Raw genomic sequence first — 22,378 nt, forward strand, 5'->3', positions numbered from 1 at the left:
TGTGACCATGCCCCGCGAAGCGCTCACCACCGCCGCCATCGCCCTCGGCGACGACGCCCTGGTGCTCTCCCACCGCCTGGGGGAGTGGGCCGGCCACGCCCCGGTCCTGGAGGAGGAGGTCGCCCTGGCGAACATCGCGCTCGACCTGCTCGGCCAGGCCCGCGTCCTGCTCTCCATGGTCGGCGACGAGGACGAGCTGGCGTACCTGCGCGAGGAGCGCGCCTTCCGCAACCTGCAGCTGGTCGAGCAGCCGAACGGGGACTTCGCGCACACCATCGCCCGCCAGCTCTACTTCTCCACCTACCAGCACCTGCTGTACGGGCAACTGGCGGACGGCGACAGCGAGTTCGCGCCGCTCGCCGCCAAGGCTGTCAAGGAGGTCGCCTACCACCAGGACCACGCCCGGCAGTGGACGCTGCGCCTCGGTGACGGCACCGAGGAGAGCCGCACGCGGATGCAGCACGCGGTGGACGCGCTGTGGCGCTTCACCGGGGAGATGTTCCAGCCGGTCCCCGGGGTCGAGGTCGACTGGCAGGACATACAGGTCAGTTGGACGGCCACGGTCGGCGCCGTCCTGCGACAGGCCACGCTCACCGTCCCCGAAGGCCCGCAGACCGGTGCCTGGCGTGCCGGGGCGGGGCGTGAGGGCCTGCACACCGAGTCGTTCGGCCGGATGCTCGCCGAGATGCAGCACCTGCACCGCAGCCACCCGGGGGCGACATGGTGAGCACCGCCCACGAAGCCGCACACGAAGCCGTCCACGACGCGGTCCACGACGCGGTCCACGACCAGGAGACGCCCCTCGAGGCCGAGTTGCGCAGGCTGGCCGGCTCGGTGCCCGACCCCGAGCTGCCCGTGCTGACCCTGGAGGAGCTGGGCGTTCTGCGCGCCGTGCACGCCCGGGGACCCGGCCGCGTCGAGGTCGAGCTCAGCCCCACGTACACCGGGTGCCCCGCGATCGAGACCATGGCGAGCTCCATCGAGCGGGTCCTGCACGAGCACGGCGTCCCCGAGGTCACCGTGCGGACCGTACTCAGCCCCGCCTGGTCGACGGACGACATCACCCACGAAGGCCGCCGCAAACTGCGGGAGTTCGGCATAGCGCCGCCCCGCGAGACCCGCGCGCCCGCCGGGCCGGTCGGCATCGCCCTCGGCCCGACCCGGCTCACCACCGGCCCGGGCCCCGGCCTCGGCCCCGAGGACCCGATCGCGTGCCCGCACTGCGGATCCACCGACACAGAGCTGCTCAGCCGCTTCTCCTCCACCGCCTGCAAGGCGCTGCGCCGCTGCCTGTCGTGCCGTGAACCCTTCGACCACTTCAAGGAGTTGTGATGGCAGCAGCTGCCAGGGCCCGCTTCCACCGGCTCCGCGTCACGGCCGTCGACCGGCTCACCGACGACTCCGTGGCCCTCACCTTCGCCGTACCGGAGGAGCTGCGCGAGGCGTACCGCTACACGCCCGGCCAGCACCTGGCCCTGCGCCGCACGACGGTTGCCTCAGGAACGCACGGCGGGGCGGCCGGTGCGGGGGCTGCGGAGGCCTCGGACGGGGCGGAGATCCGCCGTACGTACTCGATCTGCTCCCCGGCCCCGGCCGGTGAGGCACCGCACGCGCTGCGGGTCGGCGTCCGGCTCGTCGACGGCGGCGCGTTCTCGACGTACGCGCACAAGGAGATCGCCGTCGGTGACGAGCTGGAGGTGATGACCCCGGCCGGGCGCTTCACCCTCGACCCGGCACCCGGGCACTACGCGGCGGTGGTGGGTGGCAGCGGCATCACCCCGGTCCTGTCGATCGCCACGACGCTCCTCGAGCGGGAGCCGCAGGCGCGGTTCTGTCTGATACGCAGCGACCGCACCACCGCCTCGACGATGTTCCTGGAGGAGGTCGCCGACCTGAAGGACCGCTACCCGGACCGGTTCCAGCTGGTCACCGTGCTCTCCCGGGAGGAGCAGCAGGCGGGCCTGGCGTCGGGCCGGCTCGACGAGGAGCGGCTCGCGGCGCTGCTGCCCGCGCTGCTCGCCATGGACTCGGTCGCGGGCTGGTTCCTGTGCGGGCCGCTGGGTCTGGTGCAGAGCGCCGAGCGGGCGCTGCGCGGCCTGGGCGTGAGCCGGGCGCGGATCCACGAGGAGATCTTCCACGTGGACGACGGACCGGCCCCGGCGCGTACGCCCTTGGCGTCGACTCCCGCGCACAGCACGGTGACCGCGCAGCTCGACGGCCGCTCCGGGACCTGGCCGGTCCAGGACGGCGAGTCCCTCCTGGAGACGGTGCTGCGCAACCGCGCGGACGCGCCGTACGCCTGCAAGGGCGGCGTCTGCGGCACGTGCCGCGCCTTCCTCGTCTCCGGCTCGATCCGCATGGACCGGAACTTCGCGCTGGAGCCGGAGGAGACGGAGGCGGGCTATGTGCTGGCCTGTCAGTCCCATCCGACCACGGAGAAGGTGGAGTTGGACTTCGACCGCTGAGCCGCCCGGGCACCGCGCACCGCGCACGATGTACCGCGCACCGCGCACCGCGCACGATGTACCGCGCACCGCGCACGATGTACCGCGCACCGCGCACCAGCCCTGCCGCAGCACCCGGCGGAGGTGAACCGCCTGTTCCCTTCTCGTAGAACCTGTTCTATCTTGACGGCCCGTCAGATACCGCGGGTCAGACACCGACGGTCCGATACCGCCGGTCAGGCACCGGCGGTCGGACACCGGCGGTCAGGCACCGGCGGTCGGACACCGGCGGAACAGGCTCAGCCAGAGGGAACGGGAGGACAGCCCGGTGGACTTCACCTTCTCCGAGGAGCAGCAGGCGGCCGTCGAGGCGGCGAAGGCGGTGTTCGCAGCGGTCGCGCCCGACGGGGTGCCCAGCCCCGCGCTCACCTCCGGCGCCGTGGCCGACGACTTCGACCGCACACTGTGGGGCAAGATCGCCGACGCCGATCTGCTGAGCCTGCTGATCGCCCCGGAGCACGGCGGCGCGGGTCTGGACGCCATCGCGCTCTGCCTGGTGCTGCGCGAATCGGCGAAGGTCCTTGCCCGGGTCCCGCTGCTCGAGCACAGTGCGGTCGCCGCGACCGTCCAGGCGTACGGGAGCGAGGAGTTGAGGCAGGAGATCCTGCCTCGTGCGGGGCGCGGCGAGCTCGCGCTGACCGCGGCCTCGGCCGGCCGCACCGGACACGACGCGGCCGATCTCGCCGTCACCGCGCGGCGCGACGCGGGCGGCGCGGGCGACGGCGGCTGGGTCCTGGACGGCGTACAGACAGCGGTCCCCTGGGCCCTGACCGCGGACCGCGTCCTCGTCCCCGCCCACACCGCGGACGGCACGACCGTGCTCGCGCTGCTGCCGGGGGCGGCCACGGAGCTGCCCGGCCGCACGATCGGCGAGCAGTTCTCCACGACCGGCGAGCGGCTCGGCGAACTGCGACTCGACGGCGTTCGCGTGGCCCCCCACACCGTCATCGACGACGCCGCGGCCTGGCCGCTGCTGCATCATCTGCTCGCCACCGGTACCTGCGCGCTGGCGCTCGGCCTCGGCGAGGGCGTGTTGAAGATGACCGGGGACTACGCGAGCAAGCGCGAGCAGTTCGGGTACCCCATCGCCACGTTCCAGGCGGTCGCCGTGCAGGCCGCCGACCGCTACATCGATCTGCGCGCGATGGAGGCCACCCTGTGGCAGGCCGCCTGGCGCATCAGCAGCAACGCGGGCGGGGCGCTCCCCGTGACCGGAGACGTGGCGGTCGCCAAGACCTGGGCGTCCGACGGCGTACGCCGCATCGTGCAGACCGCCCAGCACCTGCACGGCGGTTTCGGCGCGGACACGGACTACCCGCTGCACCGCTACCACGCCTGGGCCAAGCACCTGGAGCTCTCGCTCGGCCCGGCCGCCGCCCACGAGGAGGTCCTCGGCGATCTGCTCGCCGCCCACCCCCTGGGCTGAAGCGGCCGTCAGACCACGGCGCCCGGCTGCCCGTTGTCGTCGACGACGGGCCGGTCGGCCGCTTCCCACGCCTGCATGCCGCCCGCGACGTTCACCGCGTCGATGCCCTGCTGCACCAGGTAATTGGTCACCTGGGCGGAGCGGCCGCCGACCCGGCACACCACGTTGACGCGGGCGCCGTCCGGCGCCGCCTCGGTCAACTCCCCGAAGCGGGCGACGAATTCGCTCATCGGAATGTGCAGCGCGCCCGCGGCGTGACCCGCCTGCCACTCGTCGTCCTCACGGACGTCGAGGAGGAAGTCGTCCTCTTTGAGCTCGTCGACACCGACCGTGGGCACACCGGATCCAAAAACCATGCCCCCGACGCTACCCGACCCCGCCCCACCCCCAGGGCCGAAGGCCGGGTCTGCCCGCGCACGCCCCGCGGTCAGGTCGCGCAGTCAGATCCCGGTCAGGCCGAGTCCAGGTCACTGTCAGGCCGCCGCCAGGCCGCTGTCAGGCGAGTCCAGGTCACTCTCAGGCCGCCGTCAGCCGCTCCAGCTCGGCCTCCCGCTCGGCGACCTGCGCGATCAGCTGCTCGGCGATCTCGTCGAGCAGCGCGTCCGGATCCTCCGGCGCCATCCGCAGCATCGAGCCGATCGCGCTCTCCTCCAGCTCCTGCGCCACCGCCGTCAACAGCTCCTTGCGCTGCGCCAGCCACTCAAGGCGGGCGTACAGCTCCTCGCTCGGCGAGGGCTGCCGCTCGGGGGGCACCGGGCCCGCGGCCCACTCCTCGGCCAGCTCGCGCAGCAACGTCTCGTCGCCACGGCCGTACGCCGCGTTCACCCGCGAGATGAACTCGTCGCGCCGGGCCCGCTCGTCCTCGTCCTGCGCCAGGTCCGGGTGCGCCTTGCGGGCCAGCTCGCGGTAGAGCTTGCGGACCTCGTCGCTGGGCCGCACCCGCTGCGGCGGGCGCACCTGCTGCTCGGTGAGCATCGCGGCGGCCTCAGGGAACAGCCCGTCCCCGTCCATCCACCCGTGGAACAGCTCCTCGACGCCCGGCATCGGCATCACCTGCGCCCGCGCCTCGTCCGCCTTGCGCCGGTCCTCCGGATCGCCGGTGCGCGCCGCGGTCGCCTCCGCGATCAGCGCCTCCAGCTCGTCGAGCCGCGTGTACATCGGCCCGAGCTTCTGGTGGTGCAGCCGCGAGAAGTTCTCCACCTCGACCCGGAACGTCTCGACCGCGATCTCGAACTCGATCAGCGCCTGCTCAGCGGCGCGCACAGCCCGCTCGAGGCGCTCCTCGGGCCGCGCCTGCGCCCGCGCACCGGCCTGCTCGAGGCGCTCCTTCAGGCGGTCCTTGAGCCGCTCCCGAGGCTGCTCCTCCGGCTGCCCTGCCACATCGTCAGTCTCCGGGGTCGTCACCCGACCAGCCTAGGGCACAACCCACCCACGGCCCCGGCCCCCGCATCTCAGGCCCTCACACCCCCATCTCCGCCGCAACCCTCCCCTCCCGCACAGCCCGCACCAGCTCCCCGTGATCCGCCTCCGTGCGGTCCGCGTACGTCGCCGCGAAGGACGCCACGGCCTCGTCCAGTTCCTCGCTCTTTCCGCAGTAGCCCGCGACCCGGCGCGGGTCCGCGCTGTGGGCGTGGGCGCGGGCGAGCAGGGCGCCGGTCATCCGGGCGTAGTCGTCGAGCTGGTCGGCGGCGAGGGCGGCCGGGTCCACGCTGCCCTTGCGGTTCCTGAACTGCCGTACCTGGAAAGGCCGTTCGGCCACGGTCGTCCAGCCGAGCAGGATGTCGCTGACCACCTGCATCCGCTTCTGCCCGAGCACCACGCGCCGCCCCTCGTGCGTGACCGGGGGCACGTCGAAGCCCGCGGCCCGCAGGTGCGGCAGCAGCACGGACGGCCGCGCCTCCTTCACCTGCAGTACGAGCGCCTCGCCCCGATGGTCGAGGAGCAGCACGACGTACGAGCGAGTGCCGACGCTGCCGGTGCCGACGACCCGGAACGCCACGTCGTGGATCGCGTACCGCGCGAGCAGGGGCAGCCGGTCCTGCGCCAGGGTCTCCAGATACGCGCCCAGCGACGCGGCGACGCCCGCGGCCTCCTCGTCGGGTATCTCCCGCAGCACCGGCGGCGCGGCCACGAACCGGCGTCCCCCGTCCTTGAGAGCCACCGTGGACCTGGCGGCGAAGCGCCCGCTCGTGTTGTTCCGCGCCTTCTCCGAGACCCGCTCCAGGGTGCCGAGCAGGTCATGGGCGTCGGTGTGGGAGACGAGCTCCTCGTCCGCGATCGCGTTCCACGCGTCGAGCGCGGGCAGCTTCGCGAGCAGCCGCATCGTGCGCCGATAGGCACCGGCCGCGTCGTGCGCCGCCGCCCGGCACGTGTCCTCGTCCGCCCCCGCCTCGCGTCCGGCGAGCACCAGCGAGGTCGCGAGCCGCTTGAGGTCCCATTCCCAGGGGCCGTGCACGGTCTCGTCGAAGTCGTTCAGATCGATGACGAGGCCGCCGCGCGCATCGGCGTACAGACCGAAGTTGGCCGCGTGCGCGTCGCCGCAGATCTGGGCGCCGATGCCGGTCAGTGGTGTGTGCGCGAGGTCGTGCGCCATCAGGCCCGCGGAGCCGCGCAGGAAGGCGAAGGGCGTCGCGGCCATCCGCCCGACCCGGATCGGGGTCAGCTCGGGTATGCGGCCCCGGTTGGAATCCTCGACGGCCCACACCGCGTCGGGCCGGTCCTGGCTCGGCTCGAACTCGGCGTGCGAGGACCGCGGCACGCCCTGCCGCAGCGCCTTTCCGGCGGCCTTCGGCGACTCCCGCCGGCCCGACTCCCGCCCGCCCGACTCCCGGACACCCCCGGAACCGCCCGCGCCGCCCCACGCCGCGAACCCGTCCACCCGGGGCAGCCGCGCCCCGCCCTGCCGAGGAATCTCCACCACCGCGTCCACCGCGTCGCTCATCGCCGATCGCCTCCCCCGTCCCTCACGGGACCGCGTACCCACACCTCGCTCGATCGGTCACGACCGTACTCCCGCACGGAAAAACCCGTCAGAGCCTGTGGACAACCAACCGCCTGTGGACAACCAGGCCCACCGACAGGAACAGAACGGAGGCAGAGATCGAGGCAGAGATGGAGGCAGAGATGGAGGCAGAGACAGGACCTACTTCCGGAACTCCTCCGGGCACGTCCCGCCCTCGGCCCCCAAATACTTCTCCGCCCACGCCCCGAGCTCCTGCAACGACGGCTGCAGCGCCGAGCCTGCCGTGGTCAGCCGGTACGAGACGCGCAACGGCGGCCCCGCGTCGACCTCACGCAGCACGAGCCCGGCGGCGCCGAGTTCGGTGAGGCGGTCGGAGAGCATGCGCTCGCTGATCCCGGGGATGGCCCTGCGCAGATCGGAGAAGTGCACCGGCCCCTGCATCAGCACGGCCACGACGAGCCCGGTCCAGCGCTTGCCGAGGAGTCCGAAGACGCGGGTCATCCCGATGTCGACCCCGGTGCACGCCTCAGAAGCACCCGCGGCACCCGCGGCCACACCCGTACCGCTCGTCTCTTGCCCGTTGCCCGCCATGTGTCCAGGGTACCCAGGTACTGCAATCCCGTATGGGGATGAAAAAAAGTAAGTACCTGTGCTATTAATAGTCACGTACTCAACTGCACCCAGGCACTCGAATCAATCTCCACCTGAGCCACCTGAGCCACTCGAATCACCTGAATCACCTGAATCACCCGAATCCCCACGGGAGAACACCATGGCCACGCTGCTGCACCTCGACTCGTCCGTCTTCTCCGGCCCCGCCTCCGCCTCGCGCCCCGTCACGGACGCCTTCCGCAAGGCCTGGCTGGCACAGCACCCCGAGGGCACGGTGGTCTACCGCGACCTGGCCGCCGACCCGGTGCCGCACATCACCGCCGACACCCACCTCGCCGGCTTCACCGATCCGGCCACGCACACGCCCGAGCAGGCCGCGGCCTTCGCCGAGCGCGTGAAGCTCATAGAGGAGCTGGAGCAGGCGGACGCCGTCCTCATCGGCGCCCCCATGTACAACTACTCGATCCCGTCGACGCTGAAGGCGTGGCTGGACAACGTGATCCTGTTCGGCCGCACCGCCGGCGTAGAGGTACCGCCCGCCAAGGGCACCCCGGTCACCGTCGTCGCCAGCCGCGGCGGCTCCTACGCGCCGGGCACCCCGCGCGAGGGCATGGAGTACGTGCAGAACTACCTGGAGGCGACCCTGCGCGACACCCTCGCCCTGGACCTCGACTTCATCGTCCCGGAGCTGACGATGGCCCCTCAGAACCCGGCCATGGCCGAGCTCGTCCCGCTCTACGAGGCCTCCCGCGAGCAGGCGCTCGTCGACGCCGAGCAGAAGGGCAAGGAGATCGCCGCCCGGCACGCGGCATGAAGGTGACATAACCCACAGGGCGCCGCAGGCCATCGGCCTGCGGCGCCCTGTTCTCACTGACCGCGGCCACGACAACGACCACGACCACGACCACGGCAACGCAAAAGCCCCGCAGATCCGAAGACCTGCGGGGCTTTTCGCTGTGCGCGAGGGGGGAGTTGAACCCCCACGCCCTTGCGGGCACTGGAACCTGAATCCAGCGCGTCTGCCTATTCCGCCACCCGCGCATTGGGTGTGTCACCCGGCTCCCTCGCCCTTTCGGGGTGAGCGCCTGCCGACATCCAGAAGATTAGCACGCTGGAGAGGGTGGATTCACATCCGTTTCCGCGGGCACCTGCACGGCACCCGGAGCCGTTCGTTCGCGTCTTCATGGACGTCATGGACGTACGCAGCAGGGCCCGGGGACGAAGTCGGCGCGGGCTCGGCCGGAGCCCGACCGCTCCACAGCCGCGTACGGGACACTGTCCGAGGGCCCGCTCTACGATCCCTGTCAGGACGGGTTGTGAGTGTCGACACTCATGGACCGGGCTGACAGGGGGAACCAGCCGATTTCCCGGCGCGTGGATACGATCAGTAAGCAGTACCAAGAAGGCAGTGGGTACGGGACCGCGGACAGGACCACGTACAGCAGCCCGCACAACAGCACGTACAACAGGGCGTACGGCAACAGGACGTACGGCAGCAGGACGTAGGGCAGCAGGACGTACAACAGGACGTACAACGGCAAGCAGGTCGAGCAGGACGGCTACAAAGGAGGAGGTGCCCCATGGGAGTCCTGAAGAAGTTCGAGCAGCGCCTCGAGGGTCTGGTCAACGGCACCTTCGCCAAGGTCTTCAAGTCCGAGGTGCAGCCGGTCGAGATCGCGGGCGCGCTGCAGCGCGAGTGCGACAACAACGCGACGATCTGGAACCGCGAGCGGACCGTCGTCCCCAATGACTTCATCGTGGAGCTGAGCGCGCCCGACTACGAGCGCCTGAGCCCCTACTCGGGCCAGCTCGGCGACGAGCTGTCCGGCATGGTGCGCGACTACGCGAAGCAGCAGCGCTACACCTTCATGGGCCCCATCAAGGTCCACCTGGAGAAGGCGGAGGACCTGGACACGGGTCTGTACCGCGTGCGCAGCCGCACCCTCGCGTCGTCCAGCAGCCAGGACCGGCCCGAGCAGCAGCGCCCCACGGCGCCCCGGCCCAACCCGGCACCGGGTGGCTACGGCTACCCGCCCGCGGCGGCGCCCTCGCCCGGCCTGCCGCCGATGCCGGCCGCGCCGCCTCCGGGCCGCCCGGCCCAGGCTCCCGCGCCCGCGGCCCAGCGCCCCGGCGCGGGCCCGATGCCGGGCGCCCGCGTACGCCACTGGATCGAGATCAACGGCACCCGCCACCAGATCTCCCGCCCCACCCTCGTGCTCGGCCGGTCCACCGAGGCCGACGTGCGGATCGATGACCCCGGCGTATCGCGCCGGCACTGCGAGATCCGGACCGGAACGCCCTCGACGATCCAGGATCTGGGTTCCACCAACGGGATCGTGGTGGACGGGCAGCACACGACCCGCGCTACGCTCCGCGACGGCTCGCGGATCGTCGTGGGCCAAACCACCATCGTTTACCGGCAAGCCGAAGGGTGAAGCGGGGGCAATGTCAGAGCTGACCCTGACGGTCATGCGGCTGGGTTTCCTGGCCGTTCTGTGGCTGTTCGTGATCGTGGCCGTCCAGGTCATCCGCAGCGACCTGTTCGGTACGCGCGTCACGCAGCGCGGCGCGCGCCGTGACAGCGGGCGCCCGCAGCAGGCCGCCCGCCAGTCGGCGCCGCCGCCGCAGCGCCAGCAGCAGCAGTCGGGCGGCGGGCGTCAGCGCCGCGGCGCCCCGTCCAAGCTGGTCGTCTCCGAGGGCACCCTCACGGGGACCACGGTGGCGCTGCAGGGGCAGACCATCACCCTCGGCCGCGCGCACGACAGCACGATCGTCCTCGACGACGACTACGCGTCGAGCAGGCACGCCAGGATCTATCCGGACCGGGACGGCCAGTGGATCGTCGAGGATCTCGGGTCCACGAACGGCACGTATCTCGACCGGACCCGCCTCACGACCCCGACACCGGTCCCGCTGGGCGCACCGATCCGCATCGGCAAGACCGTCATCGAGCTGCGGAAGTAGTGCTACATCATGAATGAGCGGAGCGAGCGAGCCGACGCGGTGGTCCTGAGGCAGGACACCGGCGCGCTCCCGACCGGAGGGTGGGCACGGTGCGGATGTACCCGGAGTCGGAATCGACGGGGCAGGTGCGCATGAGTCTGTCACTGCGCTTCGCCGCCGGATCGCACAAAGGCATGATCCGCGAGGGCAACGAGGACTCGGGCTACGCCGGTCCGCGGCTGCTCGCGATCGCCGACGGCATGGGCGGCCAGGCCGCCGGTGAGGTCGCCTCGTCCGAGGTGATCTCGACGATCGTCGCGCTCGACGACGACGTGCCGGGATCCGACATCCTGACCTCGCTCGGCACGGCCGTGCAGCGGGCCAACGACCAGCTCCGCATGATGGTCGAGGAGGATCCGCAGCTCGAGGGCATGGGGACGACCCTCACCGCCCTGCTGTGGACCGGCCAGCGCCTCGGCCTCGTACACGTGGGCGACTCGCGTGCGTACCTGCTGCGTGACGGCGTACTGACGCAGATCACGCAGGACCACACGTGGGTGCAGCGCCTCGTCGACGAGGGCCGCATCACCGAGGAAGAGGCCACGACGCACCCGCAGCGGTCGCTCCTCATGCGGGCGCTCGGCAGCGGCGACCACGTCGAGCCCGACCTCTCCATCCGTGAAGTCCGCGCCGGCGACCGGTACTTGATCTGCTCGGACGGTCTGTCCGGCGTCGTCTCGCACCAGACGATGGAGGAGACCCTCGCCAGCTACCAGGGCCCCCAGGAGACGGTCCAGGACCTGATCCAGCTGGCGCTGCGCGGCGGCGGCCCGGACAACGTCACGGTGATCGTGGCCGACGTCCTGGACATCGACAGCGGCGACACCCTCGCGGGACAGATCTCCGATGCCCCGGTCATCGTGGGCGCGGTCGCCGAGAACCAGCACCAGCTGCACGACAACGGCAGCATGGACACCCCGGCCGGACGCGCCTCCAGCCTGGGCCGGCCCGTCCCCGGACAGGGCGCTGGCGGTGGCGGTGGCGGCGAGTTCGGCCCGCCCGGCAGCGGCGCCACCGACGCCTACGCACCCGAGGGGGGCTTCGGCGCGTACGGCGACGAGGACTTCGTCAAGCCGGGCCGCGGCCGGAAGTGGATCAAGAGATCCCTCTACTCCGCGCTCGCGCTGGCCGTCATCGGCGGCGGCCTGTACGGCGGTTACCGCTGGACGCAGACGCAGTACTACGTCGGAGCGAACGAGGAACACGTGGCGCTCTACCGCGGCATCAACCAGGATCTCGCCTGGGTGAGCCTGTCCAAGGTCGAGAAGGACCACCCGGAGATCGAGCTCAAGTACCTGCCTCCGTACCAGCAGAAGCAGGTCGAGTCGACCATCGCCGAAGGCGACCTCGCGGCCGCCCAGGACAAGATCGTCGAGCTGTCGGCGCAGGCCGAAGCGTGCAAGAAGCAGGCCGATCAGCAGAAGGCCGAGAACGAGAAGAACGCGAAGACGGGTGAGGGCGAAGCCGGCGGCACGACCACCGGCGGCACCGCGACGAAGACGTCGTACCGTGCCGAGACGCCCACGCCGAACGCCTCGAACTCGCCGTCCGGCAAGACACCTCCCTCTCAGTCCTCTAAGACCTCTCCCACGCCCACCCCTGGCCCCACTCTCTCCGAGGAAGAGCAGCAGCTGGCCAAGGCGTGCGCACAGCAGTAGAAGCCGTTGGGGGCCTCAGCACGCCATGAGTAGTAGTTCTTCCACGACCCATACGTCGACCATCGGCGCCATCGGCGCGCCCAGCCGGCGCAACACCGAGCTGGCACTGCTCGCGTTCGCCGTGGTCATCCCCGTGTTCGCGTACGCCAATGTGGGCCTGGCCATCGACGGCTCGCTGCCCGCGGGCCTGCTCGGCTACGGGCTCGGCCTCGGCCTGCTCGCGGGCGTCGCCCACCTCGTCGTACGGAAGTTCGCGGCGTACGCGGACCCGCTGCTCCTGCCGCTTGCCACGCTGCTCAACGGGCTCGGCCTGGTCGTCATCTGGCGGCTCGACCAGTCGGACAGGCTGCAGCGGCTGGCGAAGGTGGCGTACGGCGGCTTCAGCCCGGACGCCCCCAAGCAGCTGATGTACTCGGCGATCGGCATCGCGCTGTTCGTCGGCGTCCTGATGCTGCTCAAGGACCACCGCATCCTGCAGCGCTACACGTACATCTCGATGGTCGGCTCGATCATCCTGCTGCTGCTGCCGCTCGTGCCCGGACTCGGCATGAACATCTACGGCGCGAAGATCTGGATCCACGTCGGCGGCTTCTCCATCCAGCCCGGTGAGTTCGCGAAGATCGTCATCGCGATCTTCTTCGCCGGATATCTGATGGTGAAGCGGGACGCGCTGGCGCTGGCCAGCCGCCGTTTCATGGGTCTTTACCTCCCGCGCGGGCGTGACCTCGGCCCGATCATCGTCGTCTGGGCGATGTCGATCCTGATCCTCGTCTTCGAGACGGACCTCGGTACGTCGCTGCTGTTCTTCGGCATGTTCGTCGTGATGCTGTACGTCGCCACCGAGCGGACCAGCTGGATCGTCTTCGGTCTGCTGATGTCCGCGGTCGGCGCGGTCGGCGTCGCGAGCTTCGAGCCGCACGTACAGCAGCGTGTGGACGCCTGGCTGAACCCGTTCTCGGACGCGGTCATCCAGTCCACCGGGTCCGACCAGATCGCCCAGTCCCTGATGGCGTTCGGCTCCGGCGGCGTCCTCGGCACCGGGCTCGGGCAGGGCAACTCCGACCTGATCGGCTTCGCCGCCAACTCCGACTTCGTCCTCGCCACGTACGGCGAGGAAATGGGTCTGGCCGGCGTCATGGCGATCCTGCTCATCTACGGGCTGATCGTCGAGCGGGGTGTGCGCACCGCGCTCGCCGCCCGCGACCCGTTCGGCAAGCTGCTCGCGGTCGGCCTGTCCGGCGCCTTCGCCATCCAGGTGTTCGTCGTCGCCGGCGGTGTCATGGGCCTCATCCCGCTGACCGGTATGACGATGCCGTTCCTCGCGTACGGCGGTTCCTCCGTCATCGCGAACTGGGCGCTCATCGGCATCCTGATCCGCATCAGCGACACGGCCCGACGCCCCGCGCCCTCGCCCGCCCCCAGCCCCGACGCCGAGATGACCCAGGTGGTCCGACCGTGAACAAGCCCCTGCGCCGCATCGCGATCTTCTGTGGTCTGCTCGTCCTCGCGCTGCTCATCCGCGACAACTGGCTCCAGTACGTCCAGGCGGACTCGCTGCAGTCGAACGAGAAGAACCGCCGCGTCACCATCGAGCGCTACGCCCAGCCGCGCGGCAACATCATCGTGGACGGCAACTCGATCACCGGCTCGGCCGCGACCTCCGGCACCGACCTGAAGTACAAGCGGACCTGGAAGAACGGGCCCATGTGGTCGCCCGTCACCGGTTACGCCTCGCAGATCGTCGGCGCCACCCAGCTCGAGTCCATCGAAGACGGCATCCTCACCGGCAACGACGACCGGCTCTTCTTCCGCCGCACGCTCGACATGATCACCGGCAAGAAGAAGCAGGGCGGCAACGTCGTCACGACGCTCAACGCGGCCGCGCAGAAGGCCGCGTACGACGGCCTGAAGAACCGCGGCAAGGGCGCCGTGGCCGCCATCGAGCCCTCCACCGGCAAGATCCTCGCGCTCGCGTCCACGCCGTCGTACGACCCCTCGGTCTTCGCCGGCAACTCCACCAAGGACAGCAAGACCTTCCAGCAGCTCGACAAGGACAAGGACAAGCCGCTCCTGAACCGGGCGCTGCGCGAGACCTATCCGCCGGGCTCCACGTTCAAGCTGGTCACGGCCGCGGCCGCCCTGGAGAGCGGGAAGGTGACCGACCCGGACGCCGCGACGGACTCGCCGGTGCCGTTCATCATGAAGGGCACGACGACGCCCCTGAGGAACGAGGGCACCATCCAGTGCAAGAACGTGCCGCTGCGTGAGGCCCTGCGCGTCTCCTGCAACTCCGTCTTCGGCAAGCTCGGCCAGGACATGGGCGTCGACACCATGCGCGAGGAGGCCGAGAAGTTCGGCTTCAACGAGGAGCAGTTCGTCCCGGTCCGCTCGAACGCGTCGCGCTTCGACAAGGACATGAACCCGTCGCAGACGGCCCTGTCCTCGATCGGCCAGTACGACACCGCCGCGACCCCGCTGCAGATGGCCATGGTCGCCTCCGCGATCGCGAACGACGGCAAGCTCATGCAGCCGTACATGGTCGACGAACTGAAGGCCGCGAACCTCGACACGATCGAGAAGACCGAGCCCAAGGAGATGAGCCAGCCGCTCTCGCCGAAGAACGCGCAGGCGCTCCAGTCGATGATGGAGACGGTCGTCAAGACCGGCACGGGCCAGAAGGCGCAGATCCCCGGCGTCACCGTCGGCGGCAAGACCGGTACCGCGCAGAACGGCGTGAACAACGAGGGCACCCCGTACGCCTGGTTCGTCTCGTACGCGAAGACGAGCACGGGAACCCCGGTCGCCGTGGCCGTCGTCGTCGAGGACAGTGACGCCGACCGCGGGGACATCTCCGGCGGTGGCCTCGCCGCCCCGATCGCGACGGACGTGATGAAGGCCGTCATCAACAGCAAGTAGTCGTCAGCAGCAAGCAGGCGGGGGACGGGAGTTCGCCGGACGATGTGAGTCCGGTCACCTGTTCTTCACATGGGCGCACGTGGTGATACCGGTCCTGTCACGGGTCACGGTGGCGGCCAGGTCACGTCGGGCAAGCCGGGTACGGTATGCCCGGACAGCACACCGCCCGACCCCGCACGGGACGGTCGGGACCGACGGAGAGGGCTGGTAGGTAACCATGGAAGAGCCGCGTCGCCTCGGCGGCCGGTACGAGCTGGGCCAGGTGCTCGGCCGTGGTGGCATGGCGGAGGTCTACCTCGCGCATGACACCCGGCTCGGCCGCACCGTGGCGGTGAAGACGCTGCGGGTGGACCTCGCGCGCGACCCGTCGTTCCAGGCCCGGTTCCGCCGGGAGGCCCAGTCGGCCGCCTCGCTCAACCATCCCGCGATCGTGGCGGTGTACGACACGGGCGAGGACTACGTCGACAACATCTCCATCCCGTACATCGTGATGGAGTACGTCGACGGATCCACGCTCCGCGAGCTGCTGCACTCCGGCCGCAAGCTCCTGCCGGAGCGTGCCATGGAGATGACCGTCGGCATCCTCCAGGCCCTGGAGTACTCGCACCGGGCGGGCATCGTCCACCGCGACATCAAGCCGGCCAACGTCATGCTGACCCGCACCGGCCAGGTGAAGGTCATGGACTTCGGCATCGCCCGCGCCATGGGCGACGCCGGCATGACGATGACGCAGACCGCGGCGGTCATCGGCACGGCCCAGTACCTCTCGCCCGAGCAGGCGAAGGGCGAGCAGGTCGACGCCCGTTCCGACCTCTATTCGACCGGCTGCCTGCTCTACGAGCTGCTGACGGTCCGGCCGCCGTTCGTCGGCGACTCCCCGGTCGCGGTCGCGTACCAGCACGTACGGGAAGAGCCCCAGGCCCCGAGCGTCTTCGACGGCGAGATCACGCCCGAGATGGACGCCATCGTCCTGAAGGCCCTCACCAAGGACCCGGACTACCGCTACCAGTCGGCCGACGAGATGCGCGCCGACATCGAGGCGTGCCTCGACGGGCAGCCGGTCGCCGCGACCGCCGCCATGGGCGCGGTCGGCTACGGCGGGACCAACGGATACGGGGACGACCAGCAGACGGCGATGCTGCGCCCGCAGAACGGCGCGGCCCCCACGTCGATGCTGCCCCCGGTCAACCCGGACGACGGCGGCTACGGCTACGACGACCGGCCCGACCGCCGCAAGCAGGGCAAGAACCGCACCTCGACGGTGCTGCTCGTGCTCGCCGGCATCCTGGTCCTGGTCGGCGCCGTCCTGATCGGCAAGTGGATCTCCAGCGGCGGCGGAGGCGGCAGCGACAAGGTCGACGTGCCGGCGCTGGTGGGCGAGACGTTCCAGGACGCCGAGCAGAAGGCGGGCAACGTCGACCTGAAGGTCGTCAAGGGCGACCCGATGGAATGCGAGGACCAGCCCAAGGGCAAGGTCTGCAAGCAGGACCCGGCCTCCGGCCAGATCGACAAGAACGGCACGATCACCGTCAACATGTCGACGGGTGCGCCGAAGATCACGGTGCCGGACGTCAAGGGCCTGAAGTACGACGAGGCCGTCTCCGAGCTGCACGACAAGGGCTTCGACAACGTCACCAAGGAGACCGAGGAGTCCGACCGGACGCCGGGCACGGTCACCAAGCAGGACCCGGACAGCGGCAAGGTCGAGAAGGGCACGCAGATCACCCTGACCGTCGCCAAGGAGAAGGAACTCATCACCGTCCCGCAGGTCGCTGACGGCACGCTCTCCTGCGACGACGCCAAGGCCAAGCTCGAAGAGGCCGGTCTCAAGGGCACCTGCACCGAGGAGGAGAACACCACAGTCGAGGCGGGCAAGGTCTTCTCTCAAAGCCTGCCGGCCAACACGCAGGCCCAGCCGGACTCCACGGTGACCCTGAAGGTCGCCAAGGCGGCGGAGACGCCGACGCAGACCCCGGTGCCGGGCGTGATGGGCCAGAAGCTGAAGGACGCCCGGCAGATGCTGCAGGACAAGGGCTTCACCAACATCCAGGTCAACGGCGACCAGGGCGACAACGCCCGGGTCATGGCACAGACCCCGGCACCCAACACCCCGTCCGACCCGGCCAACACGCAGGTGGTGCTCACCACCATCGGCGGCGGGAACGGCGACGGCGGCCAGGACAACGGCGGCCTCATCGGCGGCCAGTGACGGCCGCCCCCGTCCGTACGTGACAGAGCCCCGGCCCCCGAAGAGGGGGCCGGGGCTCTGTCGTTTCCTCGGATCCTCGGCGTCCTACCGCAGTTCCTACCGCAGTTCCTTCGGCGGCGTCCGCGCACTGTCGACCTTCTCGACCCGGTCCAGCTCGCCCCACACGACGTACCGGTAGCGCGACGTGTAGACCGGCGTGCACGTCGTCAGCGTGATGTAGTGCCCGGGCTTCTTCTTGCCCGACTCCTTGGGGACCTGGTCGAGGACGTCCACGTTGTACTTCGAGGTCTCCGGGAGGATGTCGTAGACCTTGTAGACGTACCAGTCGTCCTTGGTCTCGTAGACGATCGTGTCGCCCTTCTTGATCTTGTCGATGTTGTGGAACTTGGCGCCGTGGCCGTCCCGGTGGGCGGCCAGCGTGAAGTTGCCCGGCTTGCCGGTGGTCGGCAGGGCCGCCTTCACGGGGTCCGTGTAGTAGCCGGCGACACCGTCGTTCAGGACGCTCGTCGACGTGCCCTTCTCGACCAGGACCTCACCCTTGTTCATCGACGGTACGTGCAGGAACCCGATGCCGTCCTTGGTGTCCAGGGCGCCGGGTCCGGTGTCCTGCGCCCAGTGGTCGCGGACCTTGTTCCCCTGCTTGCTGGCCGTGCGGTCGGCGACGACGTTCGTCCACCACAGCGAGTAGACGACGAAGAGGCCGAGCAACAGCCCGACCGTGATGAGCAGTTCGCCGAAAACGCTGATCGCTGCCGCGATGCGGCCGCGGCGCGGCGGGGGTGCGGGGGCCTTCGTCTCGGCCTCTTCCGCATGGTCGGTCCTCGCTGCCACTGCCCGTTGTCCCGTCCCTGTGCCCGTGGTGCCGCAGCCGGTTGGTGCGGCGCCTACTCGACGAGCGCGTCCGGCTTGCCCTTGCTGCGCGGCCGCTCCTCGACCATCTTGCCCCAGACGATCATTCGATACGTACTGGTGAATTCCGGCGTGCACGTCGTAAGGGTGATGTAACGCCCCGCCTTGGTGAATCCGGAGCCCACTGGTATCGGGTTGAGCACCGCCGTGTTCTTCGGCGACGTCTGCCGCAGCACGCTCGCCATCTTGTACACGTAGTACGTGTCCTGCGTCTCGACCACGATCGGATCGCCCGGCTCGAGACGGTTGATGTAACGGAACGGCTCGCCATGGGTGTTGCGGTGCCCGGCGAGCGCGAAGTTCCCCGTCTTCGCCTCGGGCATCGCGGTCGGAATGCTGCTCTTGTCGTAGTGCCCGACCATGCCCTTGTCGAGGACCTTCGGCTTGCTGATGCCCTCGGCGATCGGCACGACGACATCGAGCTTCGGTATGTACAGGATCGCGAAACCCTGCCCCGGTTCGAACGAATCCGGCTTTCCCTTGCCGCTCGCCCAGTCGTCCTCGAGGTGGTGCCGGGCGTTGCCCGCCAGCTGGTTGGCCCGGATGTTCGACCACCACAGCTGGTAGGTGACGAAGAGCAGCATCAACACCCCGAGGGTGATGAAGACTTCGCCGATCGCACGGCTGGCGATGACCCCTGCCGTGGGCTTGGCGGCGCGTGCGGCCTGCCGTGCCTCGACGCGCGTCAGCGGCTTGCCGTCGTCCTCCTGGCCTTCCCGGGCCTCCGTCCGGGGGCTTCCCGCACGCCGCCTGCCGCCCTTCTTGGCGGCCTTCCTGCGCGCGGCCCGGCCGCCGGTGGCGACGGGTTCGGGTTCGTCGTCCGCCTCCGCCTCGGAAGGGGGCTCGGGCTCGGCTATTCGCCGGGTGTCGGCCGTGCGCAGGGCCACGGTCTCGTCGTCCCGTACGGGTTCGCGTACGGGTTCGCGTACGGGCTCCTGTGCCGGCTGGTCGGCCGTCCCGCCGTACCAGTCCTGGGCGTACCCCTCGGGGTCGTACCACTCGGGCTCGGGCTCGACGCGCTGCGGCTGCGGGGACTGCTGCTGTGCCTGCTGTTGTGCCTGCTGTTGTGCCTGTTGCTGTACGGGCTCCTGGGCGCCCTCGGCCGTCCGGAACCAGGGCGAGGGATGCTGCCCCGGCAACGGGTCGTTCAGAGGGTCGTCGAGGCCGTTCACAGCCTCCTCGAACCCTCCGGATCCCTCCCGCTCCGGGCGCAGCGTGGTCACGCCGAGGCCCTGCCCACGACCGGGGCAAGACCGGCCGAGCGCCCGACCGCCTCCGCGTCCCCGCACTCGGCGAGCCAGTTGGCCAGCATCAGGTGCCCGTGCTCGGTCAGGACGGACTCGGGGTGGAACTGGACGCCCTCGACGGGCAGTTCACGGTGGCGGAGCCCCATGATGATGCCGTCCTCGGTCCGGGCCGTGATCTCGAGCTCGTCCGGCACCGTCCCCGGCTCGGCGGCCAGCGAGTGGTACCGGGTCGCGGTGAACGGGTCGGGAAGTCCGGCGAAGACGCCCTTGCCCTCGTGCCGCACCAGCGAGGTCTTGCCGTGCAGCAGCTCAGGCGCCCGGTCCACCACACCGCCGTACGCGACCTGCATCGACTGCATGCCGAGGCAGACGCCGAAGACCGGCACTCCGGTCGCCGCGCAGTGCCGCACCATCTCGATGCACACACCGGCCTGCTCGGGAGCGCCCGGACCGGGTGACAGGAGAACCCCGTCGAAGCCGTCCTGCGCGTGCGCGGTGGTCACCTCGTCGTTGCGCAGCACCTCGCACTCCGCGCCCAACTGGTACAGGTACTGGACCAGGTTGAAGACGAAGCTGTCGTAGTTGTCGACGACGAGAATCCGGGTCTTGCGCGAGCTCACTGGCCGTCCACCGTCACATCATTGAAGGGCAGCAGAGGCTCGGCCCACGGGAAGATGTACTGGAAGAGGACGTAGACGACGGCGAGGACGAGCACGATCGAAGTCGCGGCCCTCACCCACGCGTTGCCCGGCAGATGCCGCCAGATCCAGCCGTACATGCCGGTCGCTCCCTCCATACCCGCCACACCCGTCTGCGTACGAGCACCAGACTAACGGGGCAACGCCTCAGGTTTCCCGGCCTCCACAGGCTGAGTGGCATCCAGATGCCCCCAGACGATCAGCCTGTGGCTGTGCCCCCACTCCGGCTCGCACGTGGTGAGCGTCAGATAGCGGCCGGGCTCCTTGAAACCGGACTTGCGCGGCACGGGATCGATGACGCCGATGTCGCTGGGCAGCGTCTTGTACGGCTTGGTGTCGATGACGTACGTGAACCAGGTCGTCCCGTCGGTGAGAACCACCTGGTCACCGGGGCGCAGCTTCGGGAAGTCCTTGAAGGGGTCGCCGTAGGTGCGACGGTGCCCGGCCACCGCGAAGTTCCCCTTCTGCCCGAGCTGCGCGGTGCCCGCGTAGTGCCCGAGCCCCTTCTTGAGGGTCCCGACCTTCGTGTCCTCGAGGACCGGCTTGTTCCACGTGAAACCAAGCCGCGGGATGTACATCACGGCGAACGGGTCACCGTCCTTGTACGCGGCCGGCTTCGGCGGCGCGGAGTCCGTCGCACCCGGACGGGGCGCCGGGGACGCGGTGGCGACCGGCCGCTTCGCCCACTGGTCCTGAAGGTCGTCGATCTGCTGGTTCATCGCGCTGTCGGCCTTCACACCGGTCCAGAACAGCACATACACGACGAACAGCACGATCACGGCGCCCACGGTGATGCACAGCTCGCTGAACGTCCTGACGACGACTCGCACCGACACCGGTCCCCCAGGGGCAGCTACCCCGCTACTCGACGGGCTTCGCGTAGTGGAGATCCACTGTGCCCGAGTAGCCGGGAAGAGTCACCGCCCCGTCGTCCTCGACTTTCCAGCCGAGCCCGTACGCATTGACGTAGAGCATGTAGTTCTGGATCTCCGGAGAGGCCGCGACGGCCTGCTTCATCTTCTCCGGGTCGCCGACCGCGGTGATCTTGTACGGGGGCGAGTAGACGCGTCCCTGCAGGATCAGGGTGTTCCCGACGCAGCGCACGGCGGAGGTCGAGATCAGCCGCTGGTCCATGACCTTGATGCCCTTGGCGCCGCCGTGCCACAGGGCGTTCACGACGGCCTGCAGGTCCTGCTGGTGGATGACCAGGTCGTTGGGCTGCGGCTCGGGGTAGCCGGGGAGCTTGGCGGTGGCGTTCGGCGGGGCGTCGTCGAGGGTCACGGAGACGCCCTCGCCCTTGAGCTTCTTCGTCCCGGACGCCTGCTCCAGGCCGTCGAGCTTCTCGTCCTCGGCCTTCGTGGACCCGTCGTCCCGCTCGGCGAGCGCCTCTACGTCGTCACGGGCCCCGCCGTTGGCCTCTTCCAGTTCCTTGTTCTTGCGGCTGCGCTCCTGAATGAGGTCGGAGAGCTTCAAAAGGGACGCATCCGTGCGGATATTGGTGCCCTTGGCCGTATTGAAACTGGTGAAGAAGATGAGCCCCGCGAGGGCGAAAACACCCACGGTGAGCACGCGTACGGGCCGGAAATTGCTCAACGTACCCTTATCTCCTTCACGGCCGCGGAAGCACTACGCTAACGGACGCCCGGGGGAGCGTGAGAAGCCCTCAGAACTTCCCCTTGTACGCTGCTCCGGACCAGCCAGCCCACGTCCCCTGCGCGGCCACGCAGCGCATCGACAGGAGAGACCCTCGTGCCGAAGTCACGTATCCGCAAGAAGGCCGACTACACGCCGCCTCCGGCGTCGAAGCAGGCGGCAAACATCAAGCTGACCAACCGCGGTTGGGTGGCCCCGGTGATGCTCGCGATGTTCGTCATCGGGCTCGCCTGGATCGTGGTCTTCTACGTGACCGACGGCTCATTGCCGATCGACTCCCTCGGCAACTGGAACATCGTCGTGGGCTTCGGCTTCATCGCCGCCGGCTTCGGTGTCTCCACACAGTGGAAGTAGCTCTGCCCCAAGCTATCCACTGAGTTATCCACACCCGTTGTCCACAGTGGGGATAACTCTACGATCTGTGGATAACCCTTAGGCTGTTGACGCCGGTGTGACTAATCCAGCACCTGTCGAGCACACGTTCGCCCCTTGCCCCTCCTGGGAAAATCCCAGGTCAGAGGCGAGGGGCGCGGTCGTTCCGCACAGCATGCACAAGATCCGGCACGTGCTGTGGACAACAG

The 22,378-nt window shown here is 69.7% G+C and carries 23 protein-coding genes and 1 tRNA gene; 13 read left to right on the forward strand and 11 right to left on the reverse strand.

Translation table 11 applies throughout. The annotated features are described in order from the left end of the window. The first annotated feature begins 7 nt into the window (after positions 1-7). The 4 genes from paaC to ACIBUY_RS14740 all read left to right on the forward strand — a co-directional run bounded on the left by paaC (position 8) and on the right by ACIBUY_RS14740 (position 3,930). A complete protein-coding gene (gene paaC / locus ACIBUY_RS14725; RefSeq protein ID WP_399152758.1) occupies positions 8-727 on the forward strand; it encodes a 1,2-phenylacetyl-CoA epoxidase subunit PaaC in 720 nt (239 codons plus the stop codon). Beyond that, entirely contained in the window at positions 721-1,332 is a 612-nt protein-coding gene (gene paaD / locus ACIBUY_RS14730; protein ID WP_399152759.1) for a 1,2-phenylacetyl-CoA epoxidase subunit PaaD, read from the forward strand. Before paaC ends, paaD begins: the two co-directional genes overlap by 7 nt. Further along, positions 1,332-2,465 carry a 2Fe-2S iron-sulfur cluster-binding protein gene (locus tag ACIBUY_RS14735; protein WP_399152760.1) on the forward strand — a complete coding sequence of 378 codons (1,134 nt, stop codon included), beginning with the start codon at positions 1,332-1,334 and terminating at the stop codon, positions 2,463-2,465. The genes paaD and ACIBUY_RS14735 overlap by 1 nt, the downstream gene beginning before the upstream one ends. Positions 2,466-2,772: 307 nt before the next feature. Continuing rightward, positions 2,773-3,930: an acyl-CoA dehydrogenase family protein gene (locus tag ACIBUY_RS14740; protein WP_399152761.1), complete on the forward strand. Its 1,158-nt coding sequence runs from the start codon at positions 2,773-2,775 to the stop codon at positions 3,928-3,930. Between the two features lie 8 nt (positions 3,931-3,938). Here the strand turns inward: ACIBUY_RS14740 and ACIBUY_RS14745 are convergent, their stop codons facing one another. From ACIBUY_RS14745 to ACIBUY_RS14760, 4 genes are all read right to left on the reverse strand, one after another. After that, positions 3,939-4,286 carry a rhodanese-like domain-containing protein gene (locus ACIBUY_RS14745; RefSeq protein ID WP_399152762.1) on the reverse strand — a complete coding sequence of 116 codons (348 nt, stop codon included), beginning with the start codon at positions 4,284-4,286 and terminating at the stop codon, positions 3,939-3,941. 160 nt (positions 4,287-4,446) lie between these two features. After that, entirely contained in the window at positions 4,447-5,334 is an 888-nt protein-coding gene (locus ACIBUY_RS14750; RefSeq protein WP_399152763.1) for a hypothetical protein, read from the reverse strand. Between the two features lie 55 nt (positions 5,335-5,389). Then, positions 5,390-6,871, reverse strand: a complete 1,482-nt coding sequence (locus tag ACIBUY_RS14755; RefSeq protein ID WP_399152764.1) for a DUF2252 domain-containing protein — start codon at positions 6,869-6,871, stop codon at positions 5,390-5,392. A gap of 201 nt (positions 6,872-7,072) precedes the next feature. Continuing rightward, on the reverse strand, positions 7,073-7,483 hold the full coding sequence (locus ACIBUY_RS14760) for a winged helix-turn-helix transcriptional regulator (protein ID WP_399152765.1): 411 nt from the start codon (positions 7,481-7,483) through the stop codon (positions 7,073-7,075). A 181-nt stretch (positions 7,484-7,664) separates the two neighbouring features. Here ACIBUY_RS14760 and ACIBUY_RS14765 point away from each other — a divergent pair, with 181 nt between their 5' ends. Further along, positions 7,665-8,318 (forward strand): FMN-dependent NADH-azoreductase, encoded by a 654-nt coding sequence (locus ACIBUY_RS14765; protein ID WP_399152766.1) that lies wholly within the window; start codon positions 7,665-7,667, stop codon positions 8,316-8,318. A gap of 143 nt (positions 8,319-8,461) precedes the next feature. Here ACIBUY_RS14765 and ACIBUY_RS14770 read toward each other — a convergent pair. Continuing rightward, positions 8,462-8,545, reverse strand: a tRNA-Leu gene (locus tag ACIBUY_RS14770). A 333-nt stretch (positions 8,546-8,878) separates the two neighbouring features. Between ACIBUY_RS14770 and ACIBUY_RS14775 the strand changes: the two genes are divergently transcribed. The 7 genes from ACIBUY_RS14775 (at position 8,879) to pknB (ending at position 17,290) form a co-directional block, all read left to right on the forward strand. Then, on the forward strand, positions 8,879-9,010 hold the full coding sequence (locus ACIBUY_RS14775) for a hypothetical protein (protein WP_365560225.1): 132 nt from the start codon (positions 8,879-8,881) through the stop codon (positions 9,008-9,010). A gap of 74 nt (positions 9,011-9,084) precedes the next feature. Continuing rightward, on the forward strand, positions 9,085-9,939 hold the full coding sequence (locus tag ACIBUY_RS14780; RefSeq protein WP_365560227.1) for a DUF3662 and FHA domain-containing protein: 855 nt from the start codon (positions 9,085-9,087) through the stop codon (positions 9,937-9,939). A 10-nt stretch (positions 9,940-9,949) separates the two neighbouring features. Then, on the forward strand, positions 9,950-10,468 hold the full coding sequence (locus ACIBUY_RS14785) for an FHA domain-containing protein (protein ID WP_365560229.1): 519 nt from the start codon (positions 9,950-9,952) through the stop codon (positions 10,466-10,468). Positions 10,469-10,599: 131 nt separating this feature from the next. After that, complete coding sequence (locus ACIBUY_RS14790; RefSeq protein ID WP_399152767.1) at positions 10,600-12,165, forward strand: Stp1/IreP family PP2C-type Ser/Thr phosphatase; 1,566 nt, start codon at positions 10,600-10,602, stop codon at positions 12,163-12,165. Between the two features lie 25 nt (positions 12,166-12,190). Further along, positions 12,191-13,624, forward strand: coding sequence for an FtsW/RodA/SpoVE family cell cycle protein (locus ACIBUY_RS14795; protein ID WP_365560233.1), 1,434 nt, complete (start codon positions 12,191-12,193; stop codon positions 13,622-13,624). Then, on the forward strand, positions 13,621-15,081 hold the full coding sequence (locus ACIBUY_RS14800; RefSeq protein ID WP_365560235.1) for a penicillin-binding protein 2: 1,461 nt from the start codon (positions 13,621-13,623) through the stop codon (positions 15,079-15,081). The genes ACIBUY_RS14795 and ACIBUY_RS14800 overlap by 4 nt, the downstream gene beginning before the upstream one ends. A 217-nt stretch (positions 15,082-15,298) precedes the next feature. Next, positions 15,299-17,290, forward strand: coding sequence for a Stk1 family PASTA domain-containing Ser/Thr kinase (pknB, locus tag ACIBUY_RS14805; protein ID WP_365560238.1), 1,992 nt, complete (start codon positions 15,299-15,301; stop codon positions 17,288-17,290). A gap of 96 nt (positions 17,291-17,386) precedes the next feature. On the opposite strand, the gene ACIBUY_RS14810 is transcribed toward pknB, so the two are convergent. From ACIBUY_RS14810 to ACIBUY_RS14835, 6 genes are read right to left on the reverse strand one after another with little or no spacing between them, the layout of a single operon-like run. After that, on the reverse strand, positions 17,387-18,121 hold the full coding sequence (locus tag ACIBUY_RS14810; protein ID WP_399152768.1) for a class E sortase: 735 nt from the start codon (positions 18,119-18,121) through the stop codon (positions 17,387-17,389). A gap of 53 nt (positions 18,122-18,174) precedes the next feature. After that, complete coding sequence (locus ACIBUY_RS14815; RefSeq protein ID WP_399152769.1) at positions 18,175-19,422, reverse strand: class E sortase; 1,248 nt, start codon at positions 19,420-19,422, stop codon at positions 18,175-18,177. Beyond that, positions 19,419-20,066 (reverse strand): aminodeoxychorismate/anthranilate synthase component II, encoded by a 648-nt coding sequence (locus ACIBUY_RS14820; protein WP_399152770.1) that lies wholly within the window; start codon positions 20,064-20,066, stop codon positions 19,419-19,421. The genes ACIBUY_RS14815 and ACIBUY_RS14820 overlap by 4 nt, the downstream gene beginning before the upstream one ends. Continuing rightward, complete coding sequence (locus tag ACIBUY_RS14825; protein ID WP_399152882.1) at positions 20,063-20,242, reverse strand: hypothetical protein; 180 nt, start codon at positions 20,240-20,242, stop codon at positions 20,063-20,065. Before ACIBUY_RS14825 ends, ACIBUY_RS14820 begins: the two co-directional genes overlap by 4 nt. A gap of 33 nt (positions 20,243-20,275) precedes the next feature. Beyond that, positions 20,276-20,980 (reverse strand): class E sortase, encoded by a 705-nt coding sequence (locus ACIBUY_RS14830; RefSeq protein ID WP_365560249.1) that lies wholly within the window; start codon positions 20,978-20,980, stop codon positions 20,276-20,278. Positions 20,981-21,005: 25 nt separating this feature from the next. Beyond that, positions 21,006-21,737 (reverse strand): DUF881 domain-containing protein, encoded by a 732-nt coding sequence (locus ACIBUY_RS14835; protein ID WP_365560252.1) that lies wholly within the window; start codon positions 21,735-21,737, stop codon positions 21,006-21,008. A 156-nt stretch (positions 21,738-21,893) separates the two neighbouring features. On the opposite strand from ACIBUY_RS14835, the gene crgA reads away from it, so the two are divergent. Further along, positions 21,894-22,151 carry a cell division protein CrgA gene (crgA, locus tag ACIBUY_RS14840; protein WP_365560253.1) on the forward strand — a complete coding sequence of 86 codons (258 nt, stop codon included), beginning with the start codon at positions 21,894-21,896 and terminating at the stop codon, positions 22,149-22,151. Positions 22,152-22,378 lie beyond the last annotated feature (227 nt).

The organism is Streptomyces sp. NPDC050085, from assembly GCF_044460595.1.
In the GTDB taxonomy this organism is placed as follows: Bacteria; Actinomycetota; Actinomycetes; order Streptomycetales; family Streptomycetaceae; genus Streptomyces.